This window comes from uncultured Agrobacterium sp., from assembly GCF_913777885.1.
Lineage (GTDB): Bacteria > Pseudomonadota > Alphaproteobacteria > Rhizobiales > Rhizobiaceae > Agrobacterium.
The window spans coordinates 79,696-102,267 of the sequence record NZ_CAJYTV010000006.1; the positions used below are offsets into that span (position 1 = coordinate 79,696).

The 22,572-nt window shown below is 59.5% G+C and carries 22 protein-coding genes; 20 read left to right on the plus strand and 2 right to left on the minus strand.

Annotation, left to right across the window (positions count from 1 at the left end):
- Positions 1–26: 26 nt before the first annotated feature.
- The gene (locus tag QZ869_RS04905; protein ID WP_296102875.1) at positions 27–608 is read right to left on the minus strand and encodes a winged helix DNA-binding protein; all 582 of its coding nucleotides are present in this window, start codon (positions 606–608) and stop codon (positions 27–29) included.
- Positions 609–726: 118 nt separating this feature from the next.
- On the opposite strand from QZ869_RS04905, the gene QZ869_RS04910 reads away from it, so the two are divergent.
- The 13 genes from QZ869_RS04910 (at position 727) to QZ869_RS04970 (ending at position 13,263) form a co-directional block, all read left to right on the plus strand.
- Positions 727–1,851, plus strand: a complete 1,125-nt coding sequence (locus tag QZ869_RS04910) for an LLM class flavin-dependent oxidoreductase (RefSeq protein WP_296102877.1) — start codon at positions 727–729, stop codon at positions 1,849–1,851.
- A gap of 242 nt (positions 1,852–2,093) precedes the next feature.
- Positions 2,094–4,406, plus strand: coding sequence for a bifunctional salicylyl-CoA 5-hydroxylase/oxidoreductase (locus QZ869_RS04915; RefSeq protein WP_296102880.1), 2,313 nt, complete (start codon positions 2,094–2,096; stop codon positions 4,404–4,406).
- A gap of 7 nt (positions 4,407–4,413) precedes the next feature.
- Positions 4,414–5,202: an SDR family NAD(P)-dependent oxidoreductase gene (locus tag QZ869_RS04920; RefSeq protein ID WP_296102883.1), complete on the plus strand. Its 789-nt coding sequence runs from the start codon at positions 4,414–4,416 to the stop codon at positions 5,200–5,202.
- Positions 5,203–5,220: 18 nt separating this feature from the next.
- Positions 5,221–5,640 (plus strand): thioesterase family protein, encoded by a 420-nt coding sequence (locus QZ869_RS04925; protein WP_296022326.1) that lies wholly within the window; start codon positions 5,221–5,223, stop codon positions 5,638–5,640.
- Positions 5,633–6,028, plus strand: a complete 396-nt coding sequence (locus tag QZ869_RS04930; RefSeq protein ID WP_296102971.1) for a RidA family protein — start codon at positions 5,633–5,635, stop codon at positions 6,026–6,028. Before QZ869_RS04925 ends, QZ869_RS04930 begins: the two co-directional genes overlap by 8 nt.
- 28 nt (positions 6,029–6,056) lie before the next feature.
- On the plus strand, positions 6,057–6,482 hold the full coding sequence (locus QZ869_RS04935; RefSeq protein ID WP_296037516.1) for a cupin domain-containing protein: 426 nt from the start codon (positions 6,057–6,059) through the stop codon (positions 6,480–6,482).
- The gene (locus QZ869_RS04940) at positions 6,482–7,330 is read left to right on the plus strand and encodes a fumarylacetoacetate hydrolase family protein (RefSeq protein WP_296102886.1); all 849 of its coding nucleotides are present in this window, start codon (positions 6,482–6,484) and stop codon (positions 7,328–7,330) included. The genes QZ869_RS04935 and QZ869_RS04940 overlap by 1 nt, the downstream gene beginning before the upstream one ends.
- Positions 7,331–7,332: 2 nt before the next feature.
- Entirely contained in the window at positions 7,333–8,115 is a 783-nt protein-coding gene (locus tag QZ869_RS04945; RefSeq protein ID WP_296102889.1) for an SDR family NAD(P)-dependent oxidoreductase, read from the plus strand.
- Positions 8,116–8,331: 216 nt separating this feature from the next.
- On the plus strand, positions 8,332–8,970 hold the full coding sequence (locus QZ869_RS04950; RefSeq protein ID WP_367115309.1) for an HAD family hydrolase: 639 nt from the start codon (positions 8,332–8,334) through the stop codon (positions 8,968–8,970).
- Positions 8,971–8,989: 19 nt separating this feature from the next.
- Complete coding sequence (locus QZ869_RS04955) at positions 8,990–10,060, plus strand: ABC transporter ATP-binding protein (RefSeq protein WP_296102892.1); 1,071 nt, start codon at positions 8,990–8,992, stop codon at positions 10,058–10,060.
- A gap of 41 nt (positions 10,061–10,101) precedes the next feature.
- Positions 10,102–11,340 (plus strand): extracellular solute-binding protein, encoded by a 1,239-nt coding sequence (locus QZ869_RS04960; RefSeq protein WP_296102897.1) that lies wholly within the window; start codon positions 10,102–10,104, stop codon positions 11,338–11,340.
- Positions 11,341–11,497: 157 nt separating this feature from the next.
- Positions 11,498–12,418: a carbohydrate ABC transporter permease gene (locus QZ869_RS04965; RefSeq protein ID WP_296102901.1), complete on the plus strand. Its 921-nt coding sequence runs from the start codon at positions 11,498–11,500 to the stop codon at positions 12,416–12,418.
- Positions 12,415–13,263, plus strand: coding sequence for a carbohydrate ABC transporter permease (locus QZ869_RS04970; RefSeq protein WP_296102904.1), 849 nt, complete (start codon positions 12,415–12,417; stop codon positions 13,261–13,263). The genes QZ869_RS04965 and QZ869_RS04970 overlap by 4 nt, the downstream gene beginning before the upstream one ends.
- A gap of 6 nt (positions 13,264–13,269) precedes the next feature.
- Here the strand turns inward: QZ869_RS04970 and QZ869_RS04975 are convergent, their stop codons facing one another.
- Positions 13,270–14,118, minus strand: coding sequence for a MurR/RpiR family transcriptional regulator (locus QZ869_RS04975; protein WP_062597573.1), 849 nt, complete (start codon positions 14,116–14,118; stop codon positions 13,270–13,272).
- Positions 14,119–14,237: 119 nt separating this feature from the next.
- On the opposite strand from QZ869_RS04975, the gene murA reads away from it, so the two are divergent.
- The 7 genes from murA to QZ869_RS05010 all read left to right on the plus strand — a co-directional run bounded on the left by murA (position 14,238) and on the right by QZ869_RS05010 (position 22,564).
- Positions 14,238–15,494, plus strand: a complete 1,257-nt coding sequence (gene murA / locus QZ869_RS04980; protein ID WP_296102910.1) for a UDP-N-acetylglucosamine 1-carboxyvinyltransferase — start codon at positions 14,238–14,240, stop codon at positions 15,492–15,494.
- The gene (locus QZ869_RS04985) at positions 15,491–16,375 is read left to right on the plus strand and encodes an N-acetylglucosamine kinase (protein ID WP_296102913.1); all 885 of its coding nucleotides are present in this window, start codon (positions 15,491–15,493) and stop codon (positions 16,373–16,375) included. The genes murA and QZ869_RS04985 overlap by 4 nt, the downstream gene beginning before the upstream one ends.
- 109 nt (positions 16,376–16,484) lie before the next feature.
- A complete protein-coding gene (gene murQ, locus QZ869_RS04990) occupies positions 16,485–17,408 on the plus strand; it encodes an N-acetylmuramic acid 6-phosphate etherase (protein WP_296102916.1) in 924 nt (307 codons plus the stop codon).
- 73 nt (positions 17,409–17,481) lie between these two features.
- Entirely contained in the window at positions 17,482–18,990 is a 1,509-nt protein-coding gene (locus QZ869_RS04995; RefSeq protein WP_296102979.1) for an ABC transporter substrate-binding protein, read from the plus strand.
- Positions 18,991–19,014: 24 nt separating this feature from the next.
- On the plus strand, positions 19,015–19,977 hold the full coding sequence (locus tag QZ869_RS05000) for an ABC transporter permease (protein ID WP_296102918.1): 963 nt from the start codon (positions 19,015–19,017) through the stop codon (positions 19,975–19,977).
- Complete coding sequence (locus tag QZ869_RS05005; RefSeq protein ID WP_296037531.1) at positions 19,974–20,816, plus strand: ABC transporter permease; 843 nt, start codon at positions 19,974–19,976, stop codon at positions 20,814–20,816. The genes QZ869_RS05000 and QZ869_RS05005 overlap by 4 nt, the downstream gene beginning before the upstream one ends.
- Positions 20,813–22,564, plus strand: a complete 1,752-nt coding sequence (locus QZ869_RS05010; protein WP_296102921.1) for an ABC transporter ATP-binding protein — start codon at positions 20,813–20,815, stop codon at positions 22,562–22,564. Before QZ869_RS05005 ends, QZ869_RS05010 begins: the two co-directional genes overlap by 4 nt.
- The last annotated feature ends 8 nt before the right edge of the window (positions 22,565–22,572 follow it).

A 22,572-nucleotide genomic window follows, 5' to 3' on the forward strand; every position in this document is an offset into this window, starting at 1 on the left:
GGGAGGCCGCGCATCCGTGCGGCCTGTCATTCTTCCAGAGGCTCTTTCGGTAAGCGACGGTGGGTTGCGGCGCTCAGCGCCGCATGCTCGTAGATGCCGGTCATCAGATCGAGCGTCGTGGTGGCGTCTTCGAGACGGTGGCGCAACTCCGGCACCGATTGAACCGCCTTTGCCAGCAGCGAGGCGCGCACATCCGCGTAGCGATCGGTAACGAGCTTGCCCTTCTCCGTAACGCTGTAGACGACGCCCGACCTCCCGCTACCACTCTTTTGCACCAGACCGGCACCGATCAGCTTGCGAAGGCTGTATTGCATATTGGGAATGTCGTCCCGGTTTGCCAGCCGTGCGAGGTCCTTGATCGATTTGGGACGTTCATTCATGCGGATGATATGCAGCATGGCGTTTTCCGTACCGCTCACGGCAAGGTCGACGACCGAACCCAAACACTCCGCCTGCCAGCGTCCGAAGGCTTCAAAGGCACGCATGAGCGCGAACTCGGCCTCTGCCAAATCGACTTCCGCAGGCGTTCGCGCCAGATGCCAACGCCGGTCCAATGCTTCTTCATTATCGGGATTGCGGTGCTCGTCGCCGTTTTTCTGCTTGCTCATCGGTGTCGTTGCTCTGCTCGCATTTCCGCTTTTGTGATCTCTCGATTGCCCATTGACAAGCTTGAAGTTTAAAATAGACTTTCTATCGTAAATTCTATTAAAAAATGGGGAACCAACCATGACGGAGAACTCAATGTTCGCCGCCGGGCAGTTTTTGCTTGGCACTTTCGCATCCAATTGTTCGGGCGGCATGTCTGTCACCAAAGTGCCGGAGCGTTGGACGAACAGCTGGGCCAACAATCTAAAACTCGCCCGCCTGCTGGATGACGCCGGCATCGACTTCATGCTGCCGATCGCGCGCTGGATCGGTTATGGCGGCGAGACAAATTTTCACGGCAACGTGCTGGAGACGATGACCTGGGCTGCCGGATTGCTGGCCAGCACACGCAACATCAACGTCTTCGCCACCATTCATACCGCCGCCAATCATCCGGCTGTCGTGGCAAAGCAGATCGCCACCATCGACCAGATCAGCAATGGCCGCATCGGGCTAAACATCGTCGCCGGGTGGAATCAGCCGGAATACGAGGCGCTGGGGCTTAATCTTCCCGCCGATCATGAGAGCCGCTACGCCTATGCCGACGAATGGTTCGATCTGGTCAAATCACTTTGGCAGAAAGAAGTGGCGTTCGATTACGACGGCACTTTCTTCCACCTGAAGAACATCCTTGGCGATCCCCGCCCTTCCCGCAAGGTGCCGATCCTCAATGCCGCAGGCTCTGGCCAGGGCCGCGACTTTGCTCTTCGGAATGCTGATTTTCTCTTCACCCCAGCAATCGATCTCAGCCGCTCGGAGGTGGAGATTGCCGAGCTTAAGGCAAAGGGTGCGGAAGCAAGTCGCAACACGGGTGTGCTCACCTTCTCGCATGTCGTCTGCCGACCGACGGAAAAGGAAGCGACGGATTATCTGCAGCATTTCGGCAAGGACAATGCCGATTGCGACGCTGTCGACAATCTTGTGAAGCTGCAATTTGCCCATGCTCATTCCTTCCCACACGATCTCCTGGCGCTCATCAAAGATCGGATGGCAGCTGGCCATGGTGGCTTCCCGCTGGTCGGAACGCCGCCACAGGTGGCAGACGGCCTGATCTCGCTGCACAAGGCTGGCTTTGCCGGAACGACTCTTTCCTTCGTCGATTACGTCGAGGAATTCCCATACTTCCGGGATACCGTGCTGCCGCTATTGGAGCAGGCGGGCATTCGAGTGCCTGTCGTGCGACAGCGGGCCGCTCTTGCTAGCTGAGGATATCATGGCCTGCAGCCTCTTATATTGAAAACAAAGCGTTAGCGTGCCTGCGGCGAAAGCTTTTGGCACACGAACCCTAATTTCCAACGGTCGCAGGCTCCACCCCTGTGACCAATTATTTTAAGCCTGAAATAAATTCCGATATATGCATCTGCATACTTGACAGCATCAACATCCAAAATTAGTTTAATCTTCAAATAAGAGCTCGTGAAGGTGCTCTCAAAGCCACGGAGGGTTACATGCGTATCGTTTGTATCGGTGGAGGCCCGGCAGGGCTCTATTTCAGCCTGCTGATGAAGAAACTGCACCCAGAGCATCACATCCGCGTCGTCGAGCGAAACCGTCCCTATGACACGTTCGGCTGGGGCGTCGTCTTCTCCGACCAGACAATGGCGTCCATGCAAAAGTGGGACAAGGAGAGCGCTGACGAAATCCAGCAGGCTTTCAACCACTGGGACGATATCGAAGTTCTGTTCAAGGGGACGCGCCAGCGCACCACCGGCCACGGCTTCGTCGGCATCGGGCGCAAGAAGCTCCTCAACATTCTCCAGAGCCGCTGCGAAGCGCTCGGCGTTGAACTGGTCTTCGAAACCGACGCCGGCGGCGACCAGGACTTCCCCGATGCCGATCTGGTCATCGCATCGGACGGCTTCAACTCAAAGGTTCGCAACCGTTACGCGGATGTCTTCCAACCGGACCTCGTCAAGCGCCCGAACCGGTACATCTGGCTCGGCACCAACAAGCTGTTCGACGCCTTCACCTTCGATTTCCGCAAGACCGATCACGGCTGGTTCCAGGCGCATATCTACAAGTTCGATGAGAACACCTCGACCTTCATCGTCGAAACGACCGAAAAGGCTTATGAAGAGCATGGCCTCGGCCAAATGAGCCAGCAGGAATCGATCGATTTCTGCCAGAACCTCTTCGCCGAAACCCTCGAAGGCGCGGAACTGATGACCAATGCACGGCATATGGTCGGCTCTGCCTGGCTGAACTTCAACCGGTTGATCTGCGGCAAGTGGAGCCATTTCAACGGCAATTCCCATGTGGTGCTGATGGGCGACGCCGCCCACACGGCTCACTTCGCCATCGGCTCAGGCACGAAGCTTGCCATCGACGACGCGATCGAGCTTGCCAATCAGTTCAATAAGGCTGGCCACGGCAAGGAGAGCATTGCCGATGTGCTGAAGACCTATGAAGACATCCGCCGCGTCGATGTGGCACGCATCCAGAATGCGGCGCGCAACGCCATGGAATGGTTCGAAGTGGTTGGCGATCGCTATGCCGATACGTTGCCACCCGAACAGTTCATGTATTCGATGCTGACACGCTCGCAGCGCATCAGCCACGAAAACCTGCGTCTGCGCGACAAGGAATGGCTAGAAGGTTACGAGCACTGGTTCGCCCGCCATTCCGGTCTTGCCGTCAAGGAAAACGAACGCTGCCTGCCACCGATGTTCACGCCCTATACGGCCCGCGGCACGACGCTGCCGAACCGCATCGTCGTCTCGCCAATGGCGATGTATTCGGCGACCGACGGTCTGCTTGATGATTTCCACATGGTTCATCTCGGCGCCCGCGCCCTTGGTGGTGCCGGTCTGATCTTTGCCGAAATGACCTGCGTCTCTCCCGACGCCCGCATCACCCCCGGTTGCCTCGGCCTGTGGAACGACGAGCAGACGAAGGGCTGGAAGCGCTTTGTCGATTTCGTCCACTCCAACAGCGCCGCCAAGGTCGGCATTCAGCTCGGTCATGCCGGACGCAAGGGCGCGACCAAGCGAGCATGGGATGGTATAGACCAGCCGCTGGAAGAAGGCGGATGGCCGCTTCTCTCTGCCTCGGCGATCCCTTATCTGAAGCACAGCGCGGTGCCGAAAGCGATGGACCGCGCCGACATGGATCGCGTCAAGGCTGATTTCGTTGCCGCCACCCGGCGCGCAGCGGAAGCCGGAGCCGACTGGCTCGAATTTCACGCAGCCCATGGCTATCTGATTTCATCCTTCCTTTCGCCGCTGACCAATCGGCGCGAAGATGAGTATGGCGGGTCTTACGAAAACCGTGCCCGCTACCCGCTGGAAGTCTTCGCCGCCGTGCGCGAAGCATGGCCGGAAGACAAGCCGATCTCCGTTCGCCTCTCCTGTCATGACTGGACGGAAGGCGGCAACACGCCGGAAGATGCCGCGGTCTTTGCCAAGATGTTCAAGGATGCAGGCGCAGACCTGATCGACTGCTCGTCCGGCCAGGTCTGGAAGGAAGAAAAGCCGGTCTATGGACGCCTGTTCCAGACGCCCTTTTCCGACAAGATTCGCAACGAGATCGGCATTCCGACCATCGCGGTCGGTGCGATTTCGGAGGCGGATCACGCCAACTCGATCATCTCTGCGGGTCGTGCGGATCTCTGCGCCGTGGCCCGCCCTCATCTGGCGGATCCTGCCTGGGCCTTGCACGAGGCGGCAAAGATCGGGCTGAAGAACGTGCCATGGCCAAAGCAGTATATGTCTGGCAAGTTCCAGTATGAGGCCAATCTCGAACGCGCCAGCGCGAGCAAGTGAGAGCGGCATGTCCAACGCTCTCACCCTTGAAGGACGGCATGCGCTCGTCACCGGTGCCGGAAGCGGAATCGGCGCTGCTATTGCCCACACCCTGGCAAAGGCGGGGGCGAATGTGACGCTTGCCGGCCGTCGCCGCGAGCCGCTTGATGCAGTCGCAGCGGAAATCGGTACCCGGGCCTTCGTGCTCGACGGCTTTGACGTGACGAAGGCGGAGGCGATCTCGACCGGGCTTGAAAGAGCCCGTCAGGCCTTTGGTGCGGTTACCATTCTCGTCAACAATGCCGGTGAAGCGCCAAGTGCGTCCTTTGAGAAGACCTCGTCTGACATGTGGAGCCATGTCCTCTCAGTCGATTTGACGGGGGTGTTCAACGTCACCCAGACCGTGCTGCCGGACTTGAAGGGACATGGCGAAGGCGCGCGTATCATCAACATCGCGTCCACGGCGGGACTGACGGGCTACGCCTATGTCTCGGCCTATTGCGCGGCCAAGCATGGCGTTATCGGCCTAACGAGATCCTTGGCGCTGGAGCTGGCGAAGAAGGGTGTCACGGTCAACGCCGTCTGCCCCGGCTTCACCGATACGCCGATCATCCAGCAATCGCTTGAAACCATCATGCAGAAGACCGGGCGCAGCCGCGAAGAGGCGCTTTCGGAATTCACGAAGTCCAACCCGCAAGGCCGGTTGATCAGGCCGCAGGAAGTGGCGGATGCAACGCTGTGGCTTGCCTCGCCGTCGGCGGGTTCGGTGACCGGCCAGGCAATTGCGATTGCTGGCGGCGAGGTCATGACAGGCTAAACGGAGATAGAGAATAAAATGCCCTTCACCCAATCCAAACCCATGCGCTTCGGCGACTGCGACCTGACGGGTATTGCCTATCATCCGGCCTATCTCTCGATGCTCGTCGACGTCAACGAAGCGATGTTCGCCTCCTTCGGCGTCACCTGGAAGGAACTGATGTTCGAGCGCAAGCTCGGCCTGCCGACGGTGACGATGAACCTCGAATTCAAGAAGCCTGCCGTCTACGGCGATACGCTCGATTTTGCAGTTCATGTGCGCGCCATCGGTCGCGCCTCGCTCGATCTCGAAACCATCGTCACCGTTGCCGGCGACATCATCTGGACGGTGCGGCAGCGGATCGTAATGACCTCGCTTGAAGACCACAAATCCCATCCATGGCCTGACGACGTGCGCGCGGGCCTCACACGTTATCTGGAGCCAAGACATGATGCATGAAATCATCCAGCCGGACGGCTGGGCAAAGCCTATCGGTTACTCGAACGGGATCAGCGCCCGCGGTCGCATCGTCCAGGTCGGCGGTCAGATCGGCTGGGACGAGCATTGCCATTTCCATTCCGACGACTTCGTCGAACAGGTGCGTCAGACGCTGATCAACATCGTCAGCGTGCTGAAGGCGGCGGATGCAAAGCCTGAGCATCTGATCCAGATGACCTGGTACTTCACCGACCGCGTTTCCTACAAATCACGCATGAAGGAAATCGGCGCGATCTATCGCGAAATCATCGGCCGTCATTTTCCGCCGATGGCGGCAGTCCAGGTGGTGTCCTTGATGGAAGACCGCGCCAAGATCGAAATCCAGGCGCTGGCCGTCGTTCCCGATTGATTGAAATCTGCAGAGGAGGAGATATTCCATGACTAGCAGCATCAGACCTTTCATTACCCGCAAGGGCCAGGAAGACACCGGTACCGGCCAGTCCGGCGGCTGCGTGCGCGTATCGGGCGTCAGCCCGCAGCACACGCCCGCCACCAAAATCTGGTTTGGCAAAGTCTCCAATGACCCCGGCTATCGCTCCTATCCGCATCATCATGGCGAGGCTGAGACTGGCGGCTATGTACTGAAGGGCAAGGCGCGCATCTATTTCGGCGAGGACTGGAAAGAGTATCTCGACATGGAAGAAGGCGACTTCATCTTCGTACCGCCGAACTGGCCGCATATCGAGGTCAACATGTCGACGACGGAAGAGCTGGTGTGGCTCACCACCCGCACACCGGACAACATCGTCGTCAACCTGCCGGACGTAGACGATGCCGTACTTGAAGGTTTCAGGAGAGCCTGATGAAGCTGTTGCGATACGGCCCCGCAGGCGCCGAGAAGCCCGCCCTCGTGGCGAAGGACGGCTCGATCCGCGATCTTTCGGGCGTCATTGCCGACTTCAACGGCGACGCCCTCTCCGACGCCGGTCTCGCGCGGCTTGCTGCAATCGACCCTGCAACGCTACCAGAGGTCTCAGTCGAGCGAATTGGTTCCTGCGTGCCGCGTCCGGGCAAGTTCATATGCGTCGGTCTCAACTATGCCGACCACGCGAAGGAAACCGGCAAGGCACCGCCGGACGAACCGATCCTGTTCATGAAGGCGACCTCGGCAGTTATCGGTCCGAACGACGATGTCGAAATCCCGCGCGGATCGCAAAAGGCCGACTGGGAGGTCGAGCTAGGCGTCGTCATCGGCACGCGGGCGAAATATGTGAGCAAGGCCGATGCGCTGAACCACGTCGCGGGCTACTGCGTGGTCAATGATGTGTCCGAGCGCGCTTTCCAATCCGAGCGCGGTGGCCAGTGGACCAAGGGCAAGAGCCACGACACGTTTGGCCCGATAGGCCCGTGGCTCGTCACACGCGACGAGGTGGCGGACCCGCAGAACCTCGCCCTGTGGCTGGATGTGGACGGTATCCGCCGCCAGACAGGCAATACGAACACGATGATCTTCGGCGTCGCGCATCTGGTCAGCTATATCAGCCAGTTCATGACGCTGGAGCCCGGTGATGTGATCGCCACCGGCACTCCACCAGGTGTGGGCATGGGCATCAAGCCGGACCCTGTCTTCCTGAAGACTGGCCAGGTCATGACGCTCGGCATCGAGGGTCTTGGCGAGCAGCGGCAGCAAACGGTAGAAGCGAGGGACTGAGCATGACCGATCTTTCAGGGCGTCTCGCCATCATCACCGGCGGCGCGCGCGGCCAGGGAGAGGCCGAATCCCGCCTGTTTGCCTCCAAAGGTGCCGCCGTCATCATCGCCGACGTACTGGCCGAGGAAGGCCGGGCGCTGGCGGAAAGCCTGCAGAGTGAAGGCCGCGAAGCCCGCTTCATCTATCTCGACGTGACCGATCCAGCGAGCTGGGCAGGTGTTGTGGCGCTTGCCACCGAATGGAAGGGCCGCATCGATATCCTCGTCAACAATGCCGGCATCATCAACCGCACCATCGTCGAAACCACCAGTCTTGAGGCATGGGAGCGGGTGTTGAAGGTGAACCTGACCGGTGCCTTCCTTGGCATTCAGGCGGTGACGGAATTAATGGGCAAGACCGGCGGCGGCTCGATCATCAACATCTCCTCCAATAGCGGCTTTTCCGGCCATTACGACCCGGCCTATACAGCCAGCAAATGGGGCTTGCGTGGCCTGACCCGCAGTGCGGCGATGGAACTGACGCCAAAGGCCATCCGCGTCAACGCCGTCTGCCCAGGTCTCGTCGTGACAGGCCTGAACGCCAACAGCCCGCACCTGAAGCCGATGATCGACATGACGCCAATGAAGCGCAGTGGCAAGCCGGAAGAGATCGCCGAACTGGTGCTGTTCCTGGCATCCGATGCATCGAGCTTCATTACCGGTGAAGACTTCGTCATCGATGGCGGCTTCACGGCTGGTGCGGCCTATCGCAAGGTCGCGTCGCAGACAGGCATCTTCGATCAATAGATCTGCGCATTCCAGTCATCAATTCGCATCGCCGGCATGGGTAACCCCCAATGCCGGCGGTGCTGTATTTGCTCATTAGCGGGTAAAATATTTTATTCTGAATTTTAACAAAATAAGGAATTGATAATTCCCGCAGCTTTTGCCAATGTGAAATCCGTAGAAGGGCGTAGCGCGTTTTTCCTTCGCATTATAGGGTTTTCCTGCGGAGAATATGTGGTGATCAAGCCGGAGAGGCACAGCGACGACAAGCTCATCGTCTTCGATGTCGGCGGCGTCTTTATCGAATTGAATGTCGAAAAGCGCAAGGCAGCATTCGCAGCGGGCGGGCGATGGTCTTCGACTGACCAGGCAAACACAAACCTGCTTCACCTCAACATGCAGTTTCGCCTCGGCCAGATCGACGAAGATACCTATCTGCATCGCGCGTCCGAGATGTATGGGCTGACCGCTGAGCAGATATTGCAAGCGGAAACCGCTCTCCTTGAGGGCGTCTTCACTGGCATGGTGGATTACGTCCGTACACTGAAATCCAGCCATCGCGTCGTCTGCCTGTCGAACACCCAGTCCATTCACTGGCGCCACATCATCGAAACCATGCTCGGCGCCGAACTGTTCGATGCGTGCTACCTTTCCCATGAGATGGGAATGGAAAAGCCGGGCGAAGAGATTTATCTCGCGGTTCAGAACCGCGAACAGGTCTCGCCAGACCGGATCGTTTTCATCGACGACACGCTGGAAAACATCGCAACATCGCGCCGGCTCGGCTGGCACAGCATTCATCACGTTGATGCTGCGAAGACGATCGCGGCGATAGACGAAGCGATCTCAAGCACGCCGCAGAGCGGCACGTCCTGAGCGAAATGGAGTTCTGACCTTGGCTCAACTGTCACTGCGCGGCATCAAGAAGCGTTTCAAGGCTGTCGAGGTTCTTCATGGCATCGATCTCGATGTGAACGACCGGGAACTGATCGTCTTCGTTGGACCATCCGGCTGCGGAAAATCCACACTTCTTAGGCTGATCGCCGGTCTCGATCCGATCACCGATGGCGAATTCCGGCTGAACGACAAACGCATGAACGATATCGCGCCATCACGACGCGGCATCGCCATGGTGTTCCAGTCCTATGCGCTTTACCCACATATGAATGTCTATGAGAACATGGCCTTCGGTGCGCGGCTGATGGGTCTCAGCAAGCCCGAGGTCGAAGCGCGGATCGGTGAAGCTGCTCGCATGTTGCGGCTGGAGGCCCTTTTGGAGCGAAAGCCCCGCGAATTGTCCGGCGGGCAGCGTCAGCGCGTCGCAATCGGCCGGGCGCTGGTGCGCAAGCCGCAGCTTCTTTTGCTGGACGAACCTCTTTCCAACCTCGATGCCGCGCTCCGGTCAGAAGTGCGGCTTGAGATTGCCCGTCTGCATCGAGAGATTGGCGGCACGACTATCTACGTTACCCATGACCAGGTCGAAGCCATGACGCTCGCCGACCGGATCGTGGTGATGAATGGCGGTCGGATCGAGCAGTTCGGGTCGCCGCGCGAGCTTTACGAAACACCAGCCAACGTTTTCGTCGCCAACTTCATCGGCTCTCCACGCATGGCGATGCTGAACGTCGAACGCGATGGCAATCGGCTTATCGCCCCCGGCATCGGCCAGATCTCGCTGCCACGCCTGCCGGCATCGCCGGAGCGAAAGTTGCTGATGGGCGTGAGACCGGACGCCATGTCGATCTCGTCGGATACGAGCCAGGAGGGCTTTGCCGCACAGGTGGTCTACACCGAATATCTCGGCGACAGCGCCTACGTCTATGTGCGGATGGGTGATGGCGCACCCGTCTCCGTACGCTGCGGGCCGGACACGCAATATGCACCTGACACACGGGTGACGATCAGCGTCGAGCCTGAGAAGGTGCATTACTTCAGCCGTGAAACATCGCAGCGACTTGCGGTGTAATCGGGTAATTCGCATCAACCAAAAAAGAAGGAGAGGAACAGATGAAACGATTTCTACTGGGAGCGGCAATTGCCTGCACCACCATGCTTTCAGCCGGCGCGACCTTCGCAGCTGACCTGACATTCTGGACCTGGCGCCAGGAAGACAAGGCCGAATATGAAAAGTTCTTCGCCGATTTCAACAAGGCCAACCCGGACATTACGGTGAAGTTCGAGGCCTTCGAAGCAACGAGCTACAACACCGTCCTTTCCACCGCGCTTGCAGGTGGCAAGGGTCCTGATCTGATGATGACCCGCACCTATGGCGGCATTGAAAGCCTGGCGGGTGCTGGCTATCTCATGCCGCTGGACGATACCAAGATCCCGGCACTGAAGGGCTTCTCGGAACCGGCTCTTGCCTCCGCAACGATGCGCTCGGACAAGACGCTCTATGCCGTTCCGGCCGCAAGCCAGACCATGCTCGTCATCTACAACACCGAGATTTTCGAGAAGAACGGCATCACCGAGCCCAAGAGCTGGGAAGAGTTCATTGCGGCTTGCGAGAAGCTGAAGGCGGCGGGCGTGATGCCCTTTGCCAATGGCACGGCAACCGGCTGGCAGAATGAGACCATCGTCTCCGCCCTCACCTCGTCGATCATGGGCAAGGCCTTCTACGCCGACCTGATGGCGGGCAAGACCGATTTCAATGACAAGCGCTATGTCGAAGCTCTGACCAAGCTCAAGGAAATCTCGCAGTATTTTCCCGATGGCTTTGTCGGCCTGGACTACGCTTCCGCGCAGCAATTGTTCACATCCGGCATGGCCGGCATGTTTGCCGGTGGCTCCTTCGAGCTTGCCAACTTCGCCAAACAGAATCCGGATCTGAAGATGGGTGTATTCGCCGCCCCCGGCCTGAAGGCAGAAGATGAGAAGCTGGTTGGCCTCTTCTACGATTCCGGCTTCGGCGGCAATGCCAAGCCAAAAGACCCGCAAGCGGTGCTGAAGTTCCTCAATTACGTTTCCAGCAAGGACTTCGGACAGGCTTTCGCCAACGGGCTGAACAACGTCTCTGCCGTTCCAGGCGTCACCTTCGATAATCCTCTGCTGGCCGAAGTCGCCGCGCTCAACAAGGATTCGATTCCCTACATGACGCTCGTCAACTTCCGCTACGGCGAACCGACGGGCTCGAACCTGATCCAGGCGGGCGTTTCGAAGATGCTGAACGGACAGGCGACGCCTGCCGAAGTCGGCAAATCGATGACCGATGGTCTTGCTGCCTGGTATGCGCCGTTCAAGAAGTGACCGCATGTCACAGCCAGACTGAGAACCGTTTGGCCTGTGACGTTTCGCACGGATCGAGAGCACGACGGTGAACCGCCTTTACCGCCAATGCTCTCGCGAGGCCGCTCCTCATCGGAGCGGCCCACTCCACCGATCGATGGCCGTTGGGATAGGTTCGATGATGTCCAGTAAGTTGACAGGCAGAAGACTTTGGATTGCGGCCCTTGTGGTCCCGCCGATCGCCTTCATGTGCCTGTTTCTCGTCTACCCGATCCTGTCGGCCTTCGCCTATGCCTTCTACGAATGGCGAGGCCTGGTCCGCGGCGACTTCGTCTGGTTCGACAATTTCCACCGCGTGCTCTTCGAGTACCCATTCTCCGAACGCACGATCAACGCCTTCAAGCACAATATCTTCGTCTTCTTTGCCCTGATGGTGCTTCAAAACGGTGTTGGCTTCATCCTGGCCTACTGCCTGTGGCGCGAACTCTGGGGCGCGCGCTTCCATCGCATCGCCGTCTTCCTTCCCGTCGTGCTCTCCACCGTCATTGTCGGCCTGTTGTGGAAGCTCTTCTACCATCCACTCTTCGGCGCGGTGAATGCGAGTCTCAGGGCCGTCGGGCTCGGCAGTCTCGCCCAGCCCTGGCTCGGTCAGGATTCCACGGCATTGACCGCCATCGTCGTTGCCAATGCCTGGCACATGGTCGGCTTTCCAACCCTGGTCTTCCTCGCCGGGATGCAGCGCATACCGTCGGAAATTCTCGATGCCGTGCGCATGGAGACCGAAAGCGAATGGGTAAAGATGAGCAAGATCGTCTGGCCGCTGGTTGCCCCTTCGGCGACCGTCGTCTTTACCCTGCTCTTCGTCGGTGCCTTCAACTGGTTCGAACTTCCCTTTATCATGGCCGGTGTGGACGGTAATCCGCATGAGGCAACGGATGTGCTCGGGCTTTACTTCTACCGCACCGCCTTCGGCAGCATGTCCGCGTCCGCTGAGAACTTCGGGCCCGGTAGCGCGCTTGCAGTGCTGATCTTCCTGTTCATCGCCGTGGTCTCCAGCGTCATTACAATCAGACTGCGCAGACGGGAGATCCAGCTATGAGCAAAGGGATCGACCGCGGCAGCTTCCGCACCTATGGCTGGGATGGTCTGATCCAGATCCTGCTCATCGGCAACAGCATCGTCATGCTGACGCCGATCGTCATCATGTTCTTTTCAGCCTTCAAGACCAACGCGCAGATCTTCCAGTCCCCCTTCTCCATTCCCGATTTCACCAATGTCAAAAGTCTTCTTCGCGTGTGGAACGAGACGGACTTCCTGCTCTATATGAGCAATTCGCTCATCGTCACGGCAAGCTCGATTGCGCTCATCCTCATCCTTGGCACGATGGCGGCCTACGCCATCGCCCGTTACGAATTCCGAGGCTCCGGCTTCATTCTTCTTTTCTTTCTGGCGGGGCTGACCTTGCCGCTGAAACTCGCCATCATTCCGCTCTTCATCCAGATGCGGGATTTCGGGCTGATCGACTCGCGGCTGTCGCTGATCTTCATCTATGTCGCCACCGGGCTCCCGACGACCGTCTTCATCCTCACCGGCTTCATCCGCAGCCTGCCGAACGAGCTGGAGGATGCCGCCCGCATGGACGGCGCCAATGAAGCGCGCATCATGTGGTCCATCATGCTGCCACTGGTGCGCCCGGCCATGGTGATCGCAGCGATCCAGAACGTCGTGCCGATCTGGAACGACTTCTTCTTCCCGCTGATTTTCATTCAGAACAACAATCTGAAGACGCTGCCCCAGGGACTGACCGCCTTCATGGGTGAATTCGGCACGGATTGGGGCGTGTTGTTTTCCGGGCTGACGCTGTCGGCACTGCCGATCATCATTCTCTACATCGCGCTATCGCGGCAGTTCATCAACGGCATGACGGCGGGCGCGATCAAGTAACCATCGTCACGACTTGAGAACGGAGACCGCGGCCTCGCTGGCATGAATGGCGTCATTGGCGCCGGGTATCTTGGCGATCAACAGCAGGAAAACCAGATCGCAGATGGCAAGCTGCGCATCGCGCGAGGTGATGGCGGAAGAGCGCACACGCTCCTCATCCGCCACCGTGTGGAGCGTGATATCGGCGATCTGGCTCAGACGATTGCCATGAAGACCCGTCAGGGTGACGACCGTGGCGCCGCCCTTTTTCGCCAGTTCCGCCAGCCTGATCGTCTCGTTGGTACTGCCGGAGTGAGAGATGGCGAAGAGCACATCGCGATTGTTGAGCGAGGCGGCATTGGCCATCTGCACATGCGGATCGCGATCCATCAGCGCCACCAGTCCGAGTTTCAAAAGCTTATAGGAAAAGTCGCGGGCAACGAGCGACGACGCACCAATACCAGCGAGATGGATGCGCCTTGCCGACGCCAGTGCGGAGACCGCCGCGGTGACCGCGTCTTCGGCATTCACCTCCATCGTCTGTTGCATGGCGGAGACCTTACTCGCAACCAGCTTCTGCTGGATGGTGACGAAGTTATCGCCCGCATCGATCGTCCCGTGGATCATGCCGGACGGAACACGCCACTCCTGCGCCTTGGCCTTGGTCACGGCGAGTTTCAGCTGCTGATATCCGTCATAGCCAATCTTCTGCGAGAATTTCACGACGCTGGATTGGCTGCGGCCGGTTGCTGCGGCAAGTTCGGCAGACGAAAGCTGCACCATGCGATCGGGATCATCGACGATGAACTGGCCGATTTGGCGCTCGGCATCCGTCATGAATTCCAACTTCGCCTGGATGACCTTCAAGACGGACATGGCGTTCCCCCGATCGGAATAAGATATTCGTAAATCAAAAATTCTCTGGAATATTATAGCGCTTATCTTATGATTGGCTATCCAGATTTCAGCATCAGTTTTGACCCGGAAGGTCTTTTATGGATGAGCTGCATATCACCGGCGGAACGAGGCTTGATGGCGCGGTTCCGATTGCGGGCGCTAAGAACGCGGCCCTGCCGCAAATCGCTGCCGCCCTCCTTTCTCCGCATCCGCTCGAGCTGACGAACCTGCCCAAGGTATCGGATGTCGACAACATGCTGCGAATCATCTCGCTCTACGGCGCGGAGGTTCAGCGGAACGCTGGCGGCACCGTCATCAACGCGCAGAACGTAACGCCGGGCGAAGTCGACTACGAGACCGTGCGCAAGATGCGCGCCTCGATCCTGGTGCTGGCGCCGCTCCTTGCCCGCTTTGGATCGGCGCGGGTATCGCTGCCCGGCGGCTGCGCCATCGGAGCGCGCCCGGTCGATATGCATCTTAAAGTTCTATCGGCCCTTGGTGCGACGATTGCCGTGGAAGGAGGCTATATCGTCGCAAACGCCCCGGACGGATTGAAAGGTGCGCGCGTCGTTCTGCCCGGCCCTTCCGTTGGTGCAAGTGAGACCGCATTGATGGCGGCGTGCTGTGCAACCGGCGAAACGGAAATCCTCAATGCCGCGCGCGAACCGGAAGTGATCGATCTCGTCGCCTGCCTTTCTTCCATGGGCGCGGAGATTGAAGGCGCTGGCACGCATCGGCTTCTGGTCAAGGGCAGCACGACCTGGCGCGCCGCAAGCCATCACGCCATTGCGGACCGCGTCGAAGCCGGCACCTATGCGGCAGCCGCGATGATCACGGGTGGGCGCATCGAACTCGTCAACGCGCGGATGGAACATCTCTCATCGGTTCTACAGGTGCTGGAAAGCATGGGCGCCACCGTCTGGCCCGGAGATCGTGGCGTCGTGGTCGAAGGTCATGGGCGGATCAAGCCTGCCGATTTCACCACCGAACCCTACCCAGGCTTCCCGACGGATTTACAGGCACAATTCATGGCGATGGCCTCGATTGCCAAGGGTGCCAGCGTCATCCGCGAAACCATCTTCGAGAACCGCTTCATGCATGTGCCGGAACTATCGCGGCTCGGTGCCAATATTGCGCTCAACGGCTCCGTCGCCACAGTCCGGGGGCAACCATCCCTCAAGGGCGCTCCGGTGATGGCAACCGATCTGCGTGCGTCCGTGTGCCTCGTGCTGGCAGCGCTTGCAGCGCAAGGTGAGACCATCATCAAGCGCGTCTATCACCTTGATCGCGGTTACGAGCAATTGGACCGCAAGCTGGCCCAATGTGGCGCCAACATTCGTCGCGTGTCGCTATGACAAAGCCGCTGATCGACCAGACACTTTATCTTGGCGTCGATGGTGGCGGCACGGGCTGCCGGGCGAGGATCGTCGATGAGGATGGTCACGTCATTGGGCAAGGATTGTCTGGCCCGGCCACGACGCGCCTCGGGGTGCCCAATGCCTGGGCATCGGTGCTGCGAGCCTGGACGGGTGCCGCCGAAGAGGCCGGCCTTGATCCTTCCAACGCCCCGAATGTCGTGGCAGGCATCGGCATTGCCGGCCTGACGCGTGCGGGCTCGCGCGAGCAGTTGGAAGCCCTGCCCCATCCTTTCGGCAATATCTGCTTCACCTCCGACGGTGCCGCCGCCTGCCTTGGCGCGCATTCCGGTCACGATGGCGGCATCGTCATTGCCGGCACCGGCTCGATCGGGCTGGCACTGGTCGGTGGCGAGGAAAAGCGCGCCGGCGGCTACGGCTTTCCGATCTCCGATGAAGGCAGCGGTGCGGATATGGGATTGAAGGCAATCCAATCCGCCCTTCTCGCCTTTGACGGACGCCGGGAGAGGACCGCTTTGCTGTCCGAGGTTCTCAACCGCTTCGATAACCTGCCCGCCAACATCGTCGGCTGGATGGACAAGGCAACTGCCACGGATTACGCGACGCTCGCTCCACTGGTCCTGCGTCATGCCGATCAGGGAGACCCTGCCGCCCGCCAGATCGTCCAATCCGGCGCCGGCCACATCGATGGACTGGTTCGCCGCCTGATCGAGTATGGCGCACCAGCCGTTACACTGCTTGGTGGCCTCTCAGGACCGCTGGAGCCCTGGCTTGCTCCCGACGTGCGCAAGCGGTTGAAACCTGCAGATGGCGACGCCGTTTCCGGTGCAATAATCCTGGCAAAACGCCTGTCATCCTGAACGCACTCCCGGTGAATCTTTTGCCGCCTTGAATGGAATAATATATTCCAGCATTTATTGACATTTGGAATATACGATCGTAATCTGTTAAAAAATCGAGTGAGGATCCATGTCGCACCTGCACCTGATGGCGGAACTTGAGCAGCTGGTTTCCGAGGCCCGCAACCCCAATTCCATGTCGATCGATCTGCTTCCAACGGAAGAAATCCTGAAGGTGATGAACCGGGACGATGCGCTGGTTCCCGAGGCGGTCGCTCGCGTCATTCCTGAGATTGCTGAAGCCGTCGAAGAGATCGTTCGCGCCTTTCGCAGCGGTGGACGGCTGATCTATATCGGGGCCGGCACCAGCGCTCGCCTTGGCGTGCTCGACGCCTCCGAATGCCCTCCCACCTTTTCCGTGCCGGAAGGCATGGTTGTCGGTCTGATTGCCGGTGGGCCACGCGCTATCCTGCATGCGGTCGAAGGCGCAGAGGACGACGTGGAGGAAGGCAAGCGCAATCTTGCGGAGATCGATCTTTCTGCAAAGGACGTGGTCGTCGGCATCGCCGTCAGTGGGCGCACCCCTTACGTCGTGGGCGCGCTGACCTATGCGCAATCCATCGGCGCAAAGACCGTGTCGCTCACCTGCAACCCGCATTCGACGCTGGCGGACATGGCCGATATCGCCATAGCGCCCGTCGTCGGGCCGGAGGTTGTAACCGGATCGACTCGGCTGAAATCCGGCACGGCGCAGAAGCTCGTCTTGAACATGCTGACGACCGCCAGCATGATCCGCATCGGCAAGACTTACGAGAACCTGATGGTCGATCTGACCATCAGCAATCAGAAGCTGCGCGCCCGCGCGATCCGTATCATCATGGAGGCAACGGGGTGCTCGGCGGACATTGCGGAAGATCAACTGACGGTCAGCGGCAACAATGTGAAGCTCGCAATCCTGATGATTTTGAGCGGATTAAATCGGGAAGAGGCCGAAGCCGCGCTGGTTCGCAATGACGGATTTTTGCGCAAGGCGCTGACTGAATCAACCAATTGAACGCAAGACGTGCTGCATACCCGGCGTTCGAAAAGGACGGGATCGGCCAACCAGAGGGAGAATAAGCATGACGATGATCGCTCGAAAATGGCTGGCTTATGCGGCAATCGCCGGGAGCCTTCTGACAGCCACCGCCGCACCCGGATTTGCCGCCACCTTGAAAATGGCATGGGCACAGGATGCGACCGGCGTCGACCCGCACAAGCAGACGGCCTTTTCCTCCATCCGCCTGCTGGAACTGATTTACGAACCCCTTGTCCGCCTGGATGGCAATCTCAAGGTGGTGCCGGCGCTCGCCAAGGAATGGACATTTTCTCCCGACGCCAAGACGCTGACATTCAAGCTCGATCCAGCAGCCAAGTTTCACAATGGCGCAGCCGTGACCTCGGCAGACGTGAAAGCCTCTTTTGAGCGCATCCTCGATCAGGCGACGGGTGCATCCGCACGCGCCAACTATCTCTCGATTGCCAGCATCGATACGCCGGATGCTACGACGGTGGTCTTCAACCTGTCGCAGCCGGATGTGCCGTTGCTCACCGCCATGGGCAGCGTCAATGCGGCCATCGTTCCGGCTTCCGAAATTACCGCTGGCAAGATCGGTACGGCTGCCATCGGCAGCGGTCCGTTCAAGCTGGAAAAGTGGGAACCGAACCAGAAGGAAGTGCTCAAAGCCAATACGGAATGGGCCGGCGGCAAGGTGGGCGTCGATGGTATCGACATCAGCGTGCTGCCGGATGAAAACGCCATTCTTGCAGCGCTACGCGCCAAGAAGGTCGATTTCGCCCTGCTCAACGACCCGCTGGTCGCAACGCTCGTGCCGAAGGTGGCAGGGCTGACCTTGAACCGTAAACCGGTCCTCTCCTACCATGCGCTGCAGCTCAATGCCTCGCGTAAGCCGATGACGGAGCTTGCCGTGCGCCAGGCGATTTCCTGCGCCATCGATCGTAAGGACGTTCTCGATACGGCTCTGCTTGGCGAAGGCGAAGTCACCGGGCCGCTGACGATGCCGCTCTATCGCTCCGATCCAAACAGCCTCTTCTGTTACAAGAAGGATCTGGAAAAGGCGAAGAAGCTGATGGCCGATGCCGGGCTGAAGGACGGCTTCTCGGCAACCGTGATTGCCGCCACTGGTGAACCGCCGACCGCAGCTGCCGAAGCTCAGGTCATCCAGTCGCAATTGAAGGAAATCGGCATCAATCTCGACATCAAGATGATGGAGCTCAACGTCTATGTCGACACATGGCTGAAGGGTGATTTCGACATGGCGGTGGCGCTGAATGGCGGCCGGGCCGACCCCTACACCATGTATAACCGCTACTGGACCAAGGCCGGAAACCTTCAGAAGGTCGCGAACTATATCGACGACACGCTGGATGATCTGATGCAAAAAGGCCGTGTCGAAACCGATATTGCCAAGCGCAAGGAAATCTTCGCCGCCTTCGACAAGCACCTCGCCGAAGTCTCGCCATGGATCTGGCTCTACACCGGCTATTCCTACACGGCCCAGCAGCAGAATGTCGAAAACTTCGTGGCGACACCGGACGGTTCGCTCTTCGGCCTTGCCAAGGTCACCCTGAAGTAATGCGTGCATGAGGCGGATGACGAAATGACCTACTTGCTAAGACGTCTCGTGACATTCCCGCTGGTGATGCTGGGTGTCTCCGTTCTGGTCTTCGTCGCCATCCGCCTCGTCCCCGGCGATTCCATCACTGCCATGCTCGGCACGGAAGCCGGGCTTCTGACACCGGAGCAGAAGCAGGCACTGTCCGCCTATTTCGGCCTCGATCAGGGCTGGCTCGTGCAATATGGCCGCTGGCTCTCTGGCGTTGTCTCAGGCAATCTCGGCCTCTCGGTCACCTACGGCAAGCCGGTACTCGACGTTATCCTCCAGCGTTTCCCTTTGACGCTGGAACTCGCCTGCCTTTCGGTGGCGATCGCGCTTGCCCTTGGCCTACCGCTCGGCGTCTTTGCCGCCACTCGCAATGGCCGGGGCTCGGATCTCAGCGTGCGCATCTTCGCCATGATCGGCCAATCGACCCCGAGCTTCGTCTTTGGCCTCGGCATCATCTACATCCTCTCGGCAGGCTTCGGCATTCTGCCAGCCATGGGCGATTATGTGCCCTTCACACAGGATCCGATCGCCAACCTCTCACAATTGTTTTTCCCGGCGCTGACACTTGGGCTGTCCTTCACTGCCTCCGTCACGCGCATTTCCCGTTCGGCCATGCTTGATGTGCTGAGCGACGATTATGTGCGTACCGCCCGCAGCAAGGGTGTGGCACGTCGCAACGTCATCTGGCGGCACGCCCTGCCGAACGCGCTGATCCCGGTCATCACGCTCTGCGGTGTCGAGTTCGGTTATCTGCTGGGCGGCGCAGTGTTGGTCGAGCAAATTTTTGCGCTGCCCGGTCTTGGACGCATGACGCTCGAGGCCATTCTTCAGCGTGACTATGCGCTGGTTCAGGGTGCGGTGCTGTTCATCGCGCTCAACTTCATGATCGTCAACCTCCTCGTCGATCTCGCCTATGTGGCGCTCGATCCACGCATTCGCCTGGGGAACCGGTCATGACATCGCTGATCTCCCGCCTCCTTCGCCACCCGAGCGGCTGCGTCGGCGCGGCCATCGTCCTCATCTACCTGTTGCTGGCATTTGCCGCATGGCTTGGGCTGACGCCCTACGATCCGCTGCAACAGTTTCGAATCGACCGCCTGCAAGGCCCAAGCGCCGCGCACTGGATGGGAACCGACATGTTCGGGCGTGACGTACTCAGCCGGTTGATGATCGGCATCGGCCAGTCTTTCCTCGTCGCTTTTTCCTCCGTCGGCATCGCCGCCGTCATCGGCACCGTTCTGGGGCTGACTGCCGCATGGGTCGGGCGTCTGTGGGATGGTGTGGTCATGCGGCTGATGGATGTTCTGCTTGCCTTCCCGGCGATCCTGCTGGCGCTGCTCTTCATCACCGTCGTCGGCCCCGGAACCTTCACCAGCATTCTCGCCATTGCCTTTGTTTATACGCCGATCTTCACCCGCGTGGTGCGCGGCCCGGCGCTGTCGATCAAGGCGCGCGATTTTGTCGATGCGGCGCGGACCTTCGGCAGTTCCACATCCTATATCCTTACCCGGCACCTGATGCTCAATCTGGTCGCGCCGCTGACTGTGCAGGTGACGCTGGCACTGGCCTGGTCGCTCCTGACGGAATCGGGCTTGAGCTTTCTCGGCCTTGGCACGCAGCCGCCGGATTCCTCGCTCGGCCTGATGCTGGCCGATAGCATCAACCTGATGGAGATGGCGCCCTGGCTGCTGATCTTCCCCGGTCTCGCCGTCATGCTCGGCATTCTCGGCTTCAACCTTCTGGGCGATGCGCTTCGCGATCTGCTCGATCCCCGCATGCGACGGGTGGCCTCATGACTCGACTTTTTTCAGTTCAGAACCTTAGCGTCGGCTTCGGTCGCGGCAATGCCATCAAGCCAATCGTCGAAGGCGTCAGCTTCACTCTCGATGCAGGCGAAACACTTGCCATCGTCGGCGAAAGCGGGTCGGGCAAATCCGTCACCGCGCTCTCGATCAACCGTCTGATCGATTATAGCGGCGGCAAGATCACCAGCGGCCGGATCGATCTGTCTCTCGCAGATGGAAAGACGCTAGATCTCGCCACTCTGGACACTGGGCGCATGGAGCGCATCCGAGGGTCGGAGATCGGCATGATCTTTCAGGAGCCGATGACCTCGCTCAATCCGGTTCTCACCATCGGCAAGCAGATCGAGGAAGTCTTTCGCCTGCAAGGCAGGGGCGGGCCAGAAGCGCGTGCCGAGACACTCCGCGCGCTCGACCGGATGCGCATTCCCGATGCGGCGAGACGCCTTGGTTACTATCCGCACCAGCTTTCGGGCGGAATGCTGCAGCGGGTGATGATCGCGATGGCGCTCGCAGCCTCCCCTCGCCTTCTCATTGCCGACGAGCCGACGACCGCGCTGGATGTTTCGGTCCAGGCACAGATCATGGCGCTTCTCGCCGAGCTTCAGCGCGACACCGGGACTGGCCTGATCTTCATCACCCACGATCTCGGCCTCGTTGCCGGCATTGCAGACCGGGTGGTCGTCATGCAATCCGGCAAAGTGGTCGAGCAGGGAAAGACGGACGACATTCTCGACCGTCCGCAGCACAGCTACACGCAGCATCTGCTGAACGCCGTCCCGCATTTTGCCAACGGCCAGCATGTCCGCACCGACTCGCCGCGATTGAAACACGCCGATCAGCCTGCAGCACTCGCGGTCAAGGAGTTGACCGTTCGCTTCCCGACAACCACCGGGCTCTTACGCCGCCCCGCAGGCGCCATCCATGCGGTGGAAGCGGTGGATTTCGAGATATCTCGGGGTGAAACGCTGGCGGTCGTCGGCGAAAGCGGATCGGGCAAATCCACCACCGCCCGCGCCCTGCTGGGTCTGGTCAAGCCCATCCGCGGATCGTTCAGCGCGCATTCGGTTCGATCCACCGAAGCACAAACGCCGATGCAGATGGTGTTCCAGAACCCCTATGCGTCGCTCAATCCGCGCCTCGATGTGCAAAGCCTGCTGGCCGAGCCGGTTATCGCCGCAGAAATGCGCATCGACCGTAACCTCACGTCGCGCATGACAGCGCTTCTCGATCGCGTCGGTCTTCCCGCCGATAGTCTTACCCGCTACCCACATGAGTTTTCCGGCGGCCAGCGCCAGCGCCTGTGCATCGCCCGCGCCCTGATGCTCGATCCATCCATTCTGGTGCTGGATGAGGCGGTCTCAGCCCTCGATGTCTCGGTTCAGGCTCGCGTGCTCGATCTTCTGATCGATCTGCAGAAGGAACGCGATCTCGCCTATCTCTTCGTTTCCCACGACATGGCCGTGGTGGAACGCATCGCCCACCGCGTGGCCGTGCTCTATGCGGGCCAGATCGTCGAAATCGGCGACGCCCGCTCCGTCTTGTCGAATCCTCAACACAGCTATACCAAGAAGCTGATTGCAGCGGTGCCGACCATGGAACGGCGGCGCGAGCGGTTTGAACTCAATACCGAGGCCGTGCCGACATTGCTGCGTCCTAAAGGGTATGAGCCTCAGCCATCGCGTTGGCAATATTTTGGCGAAGACCATCGCGTGAAGCTCGAAACGGCGGCAACGAACTGATGAGGAAG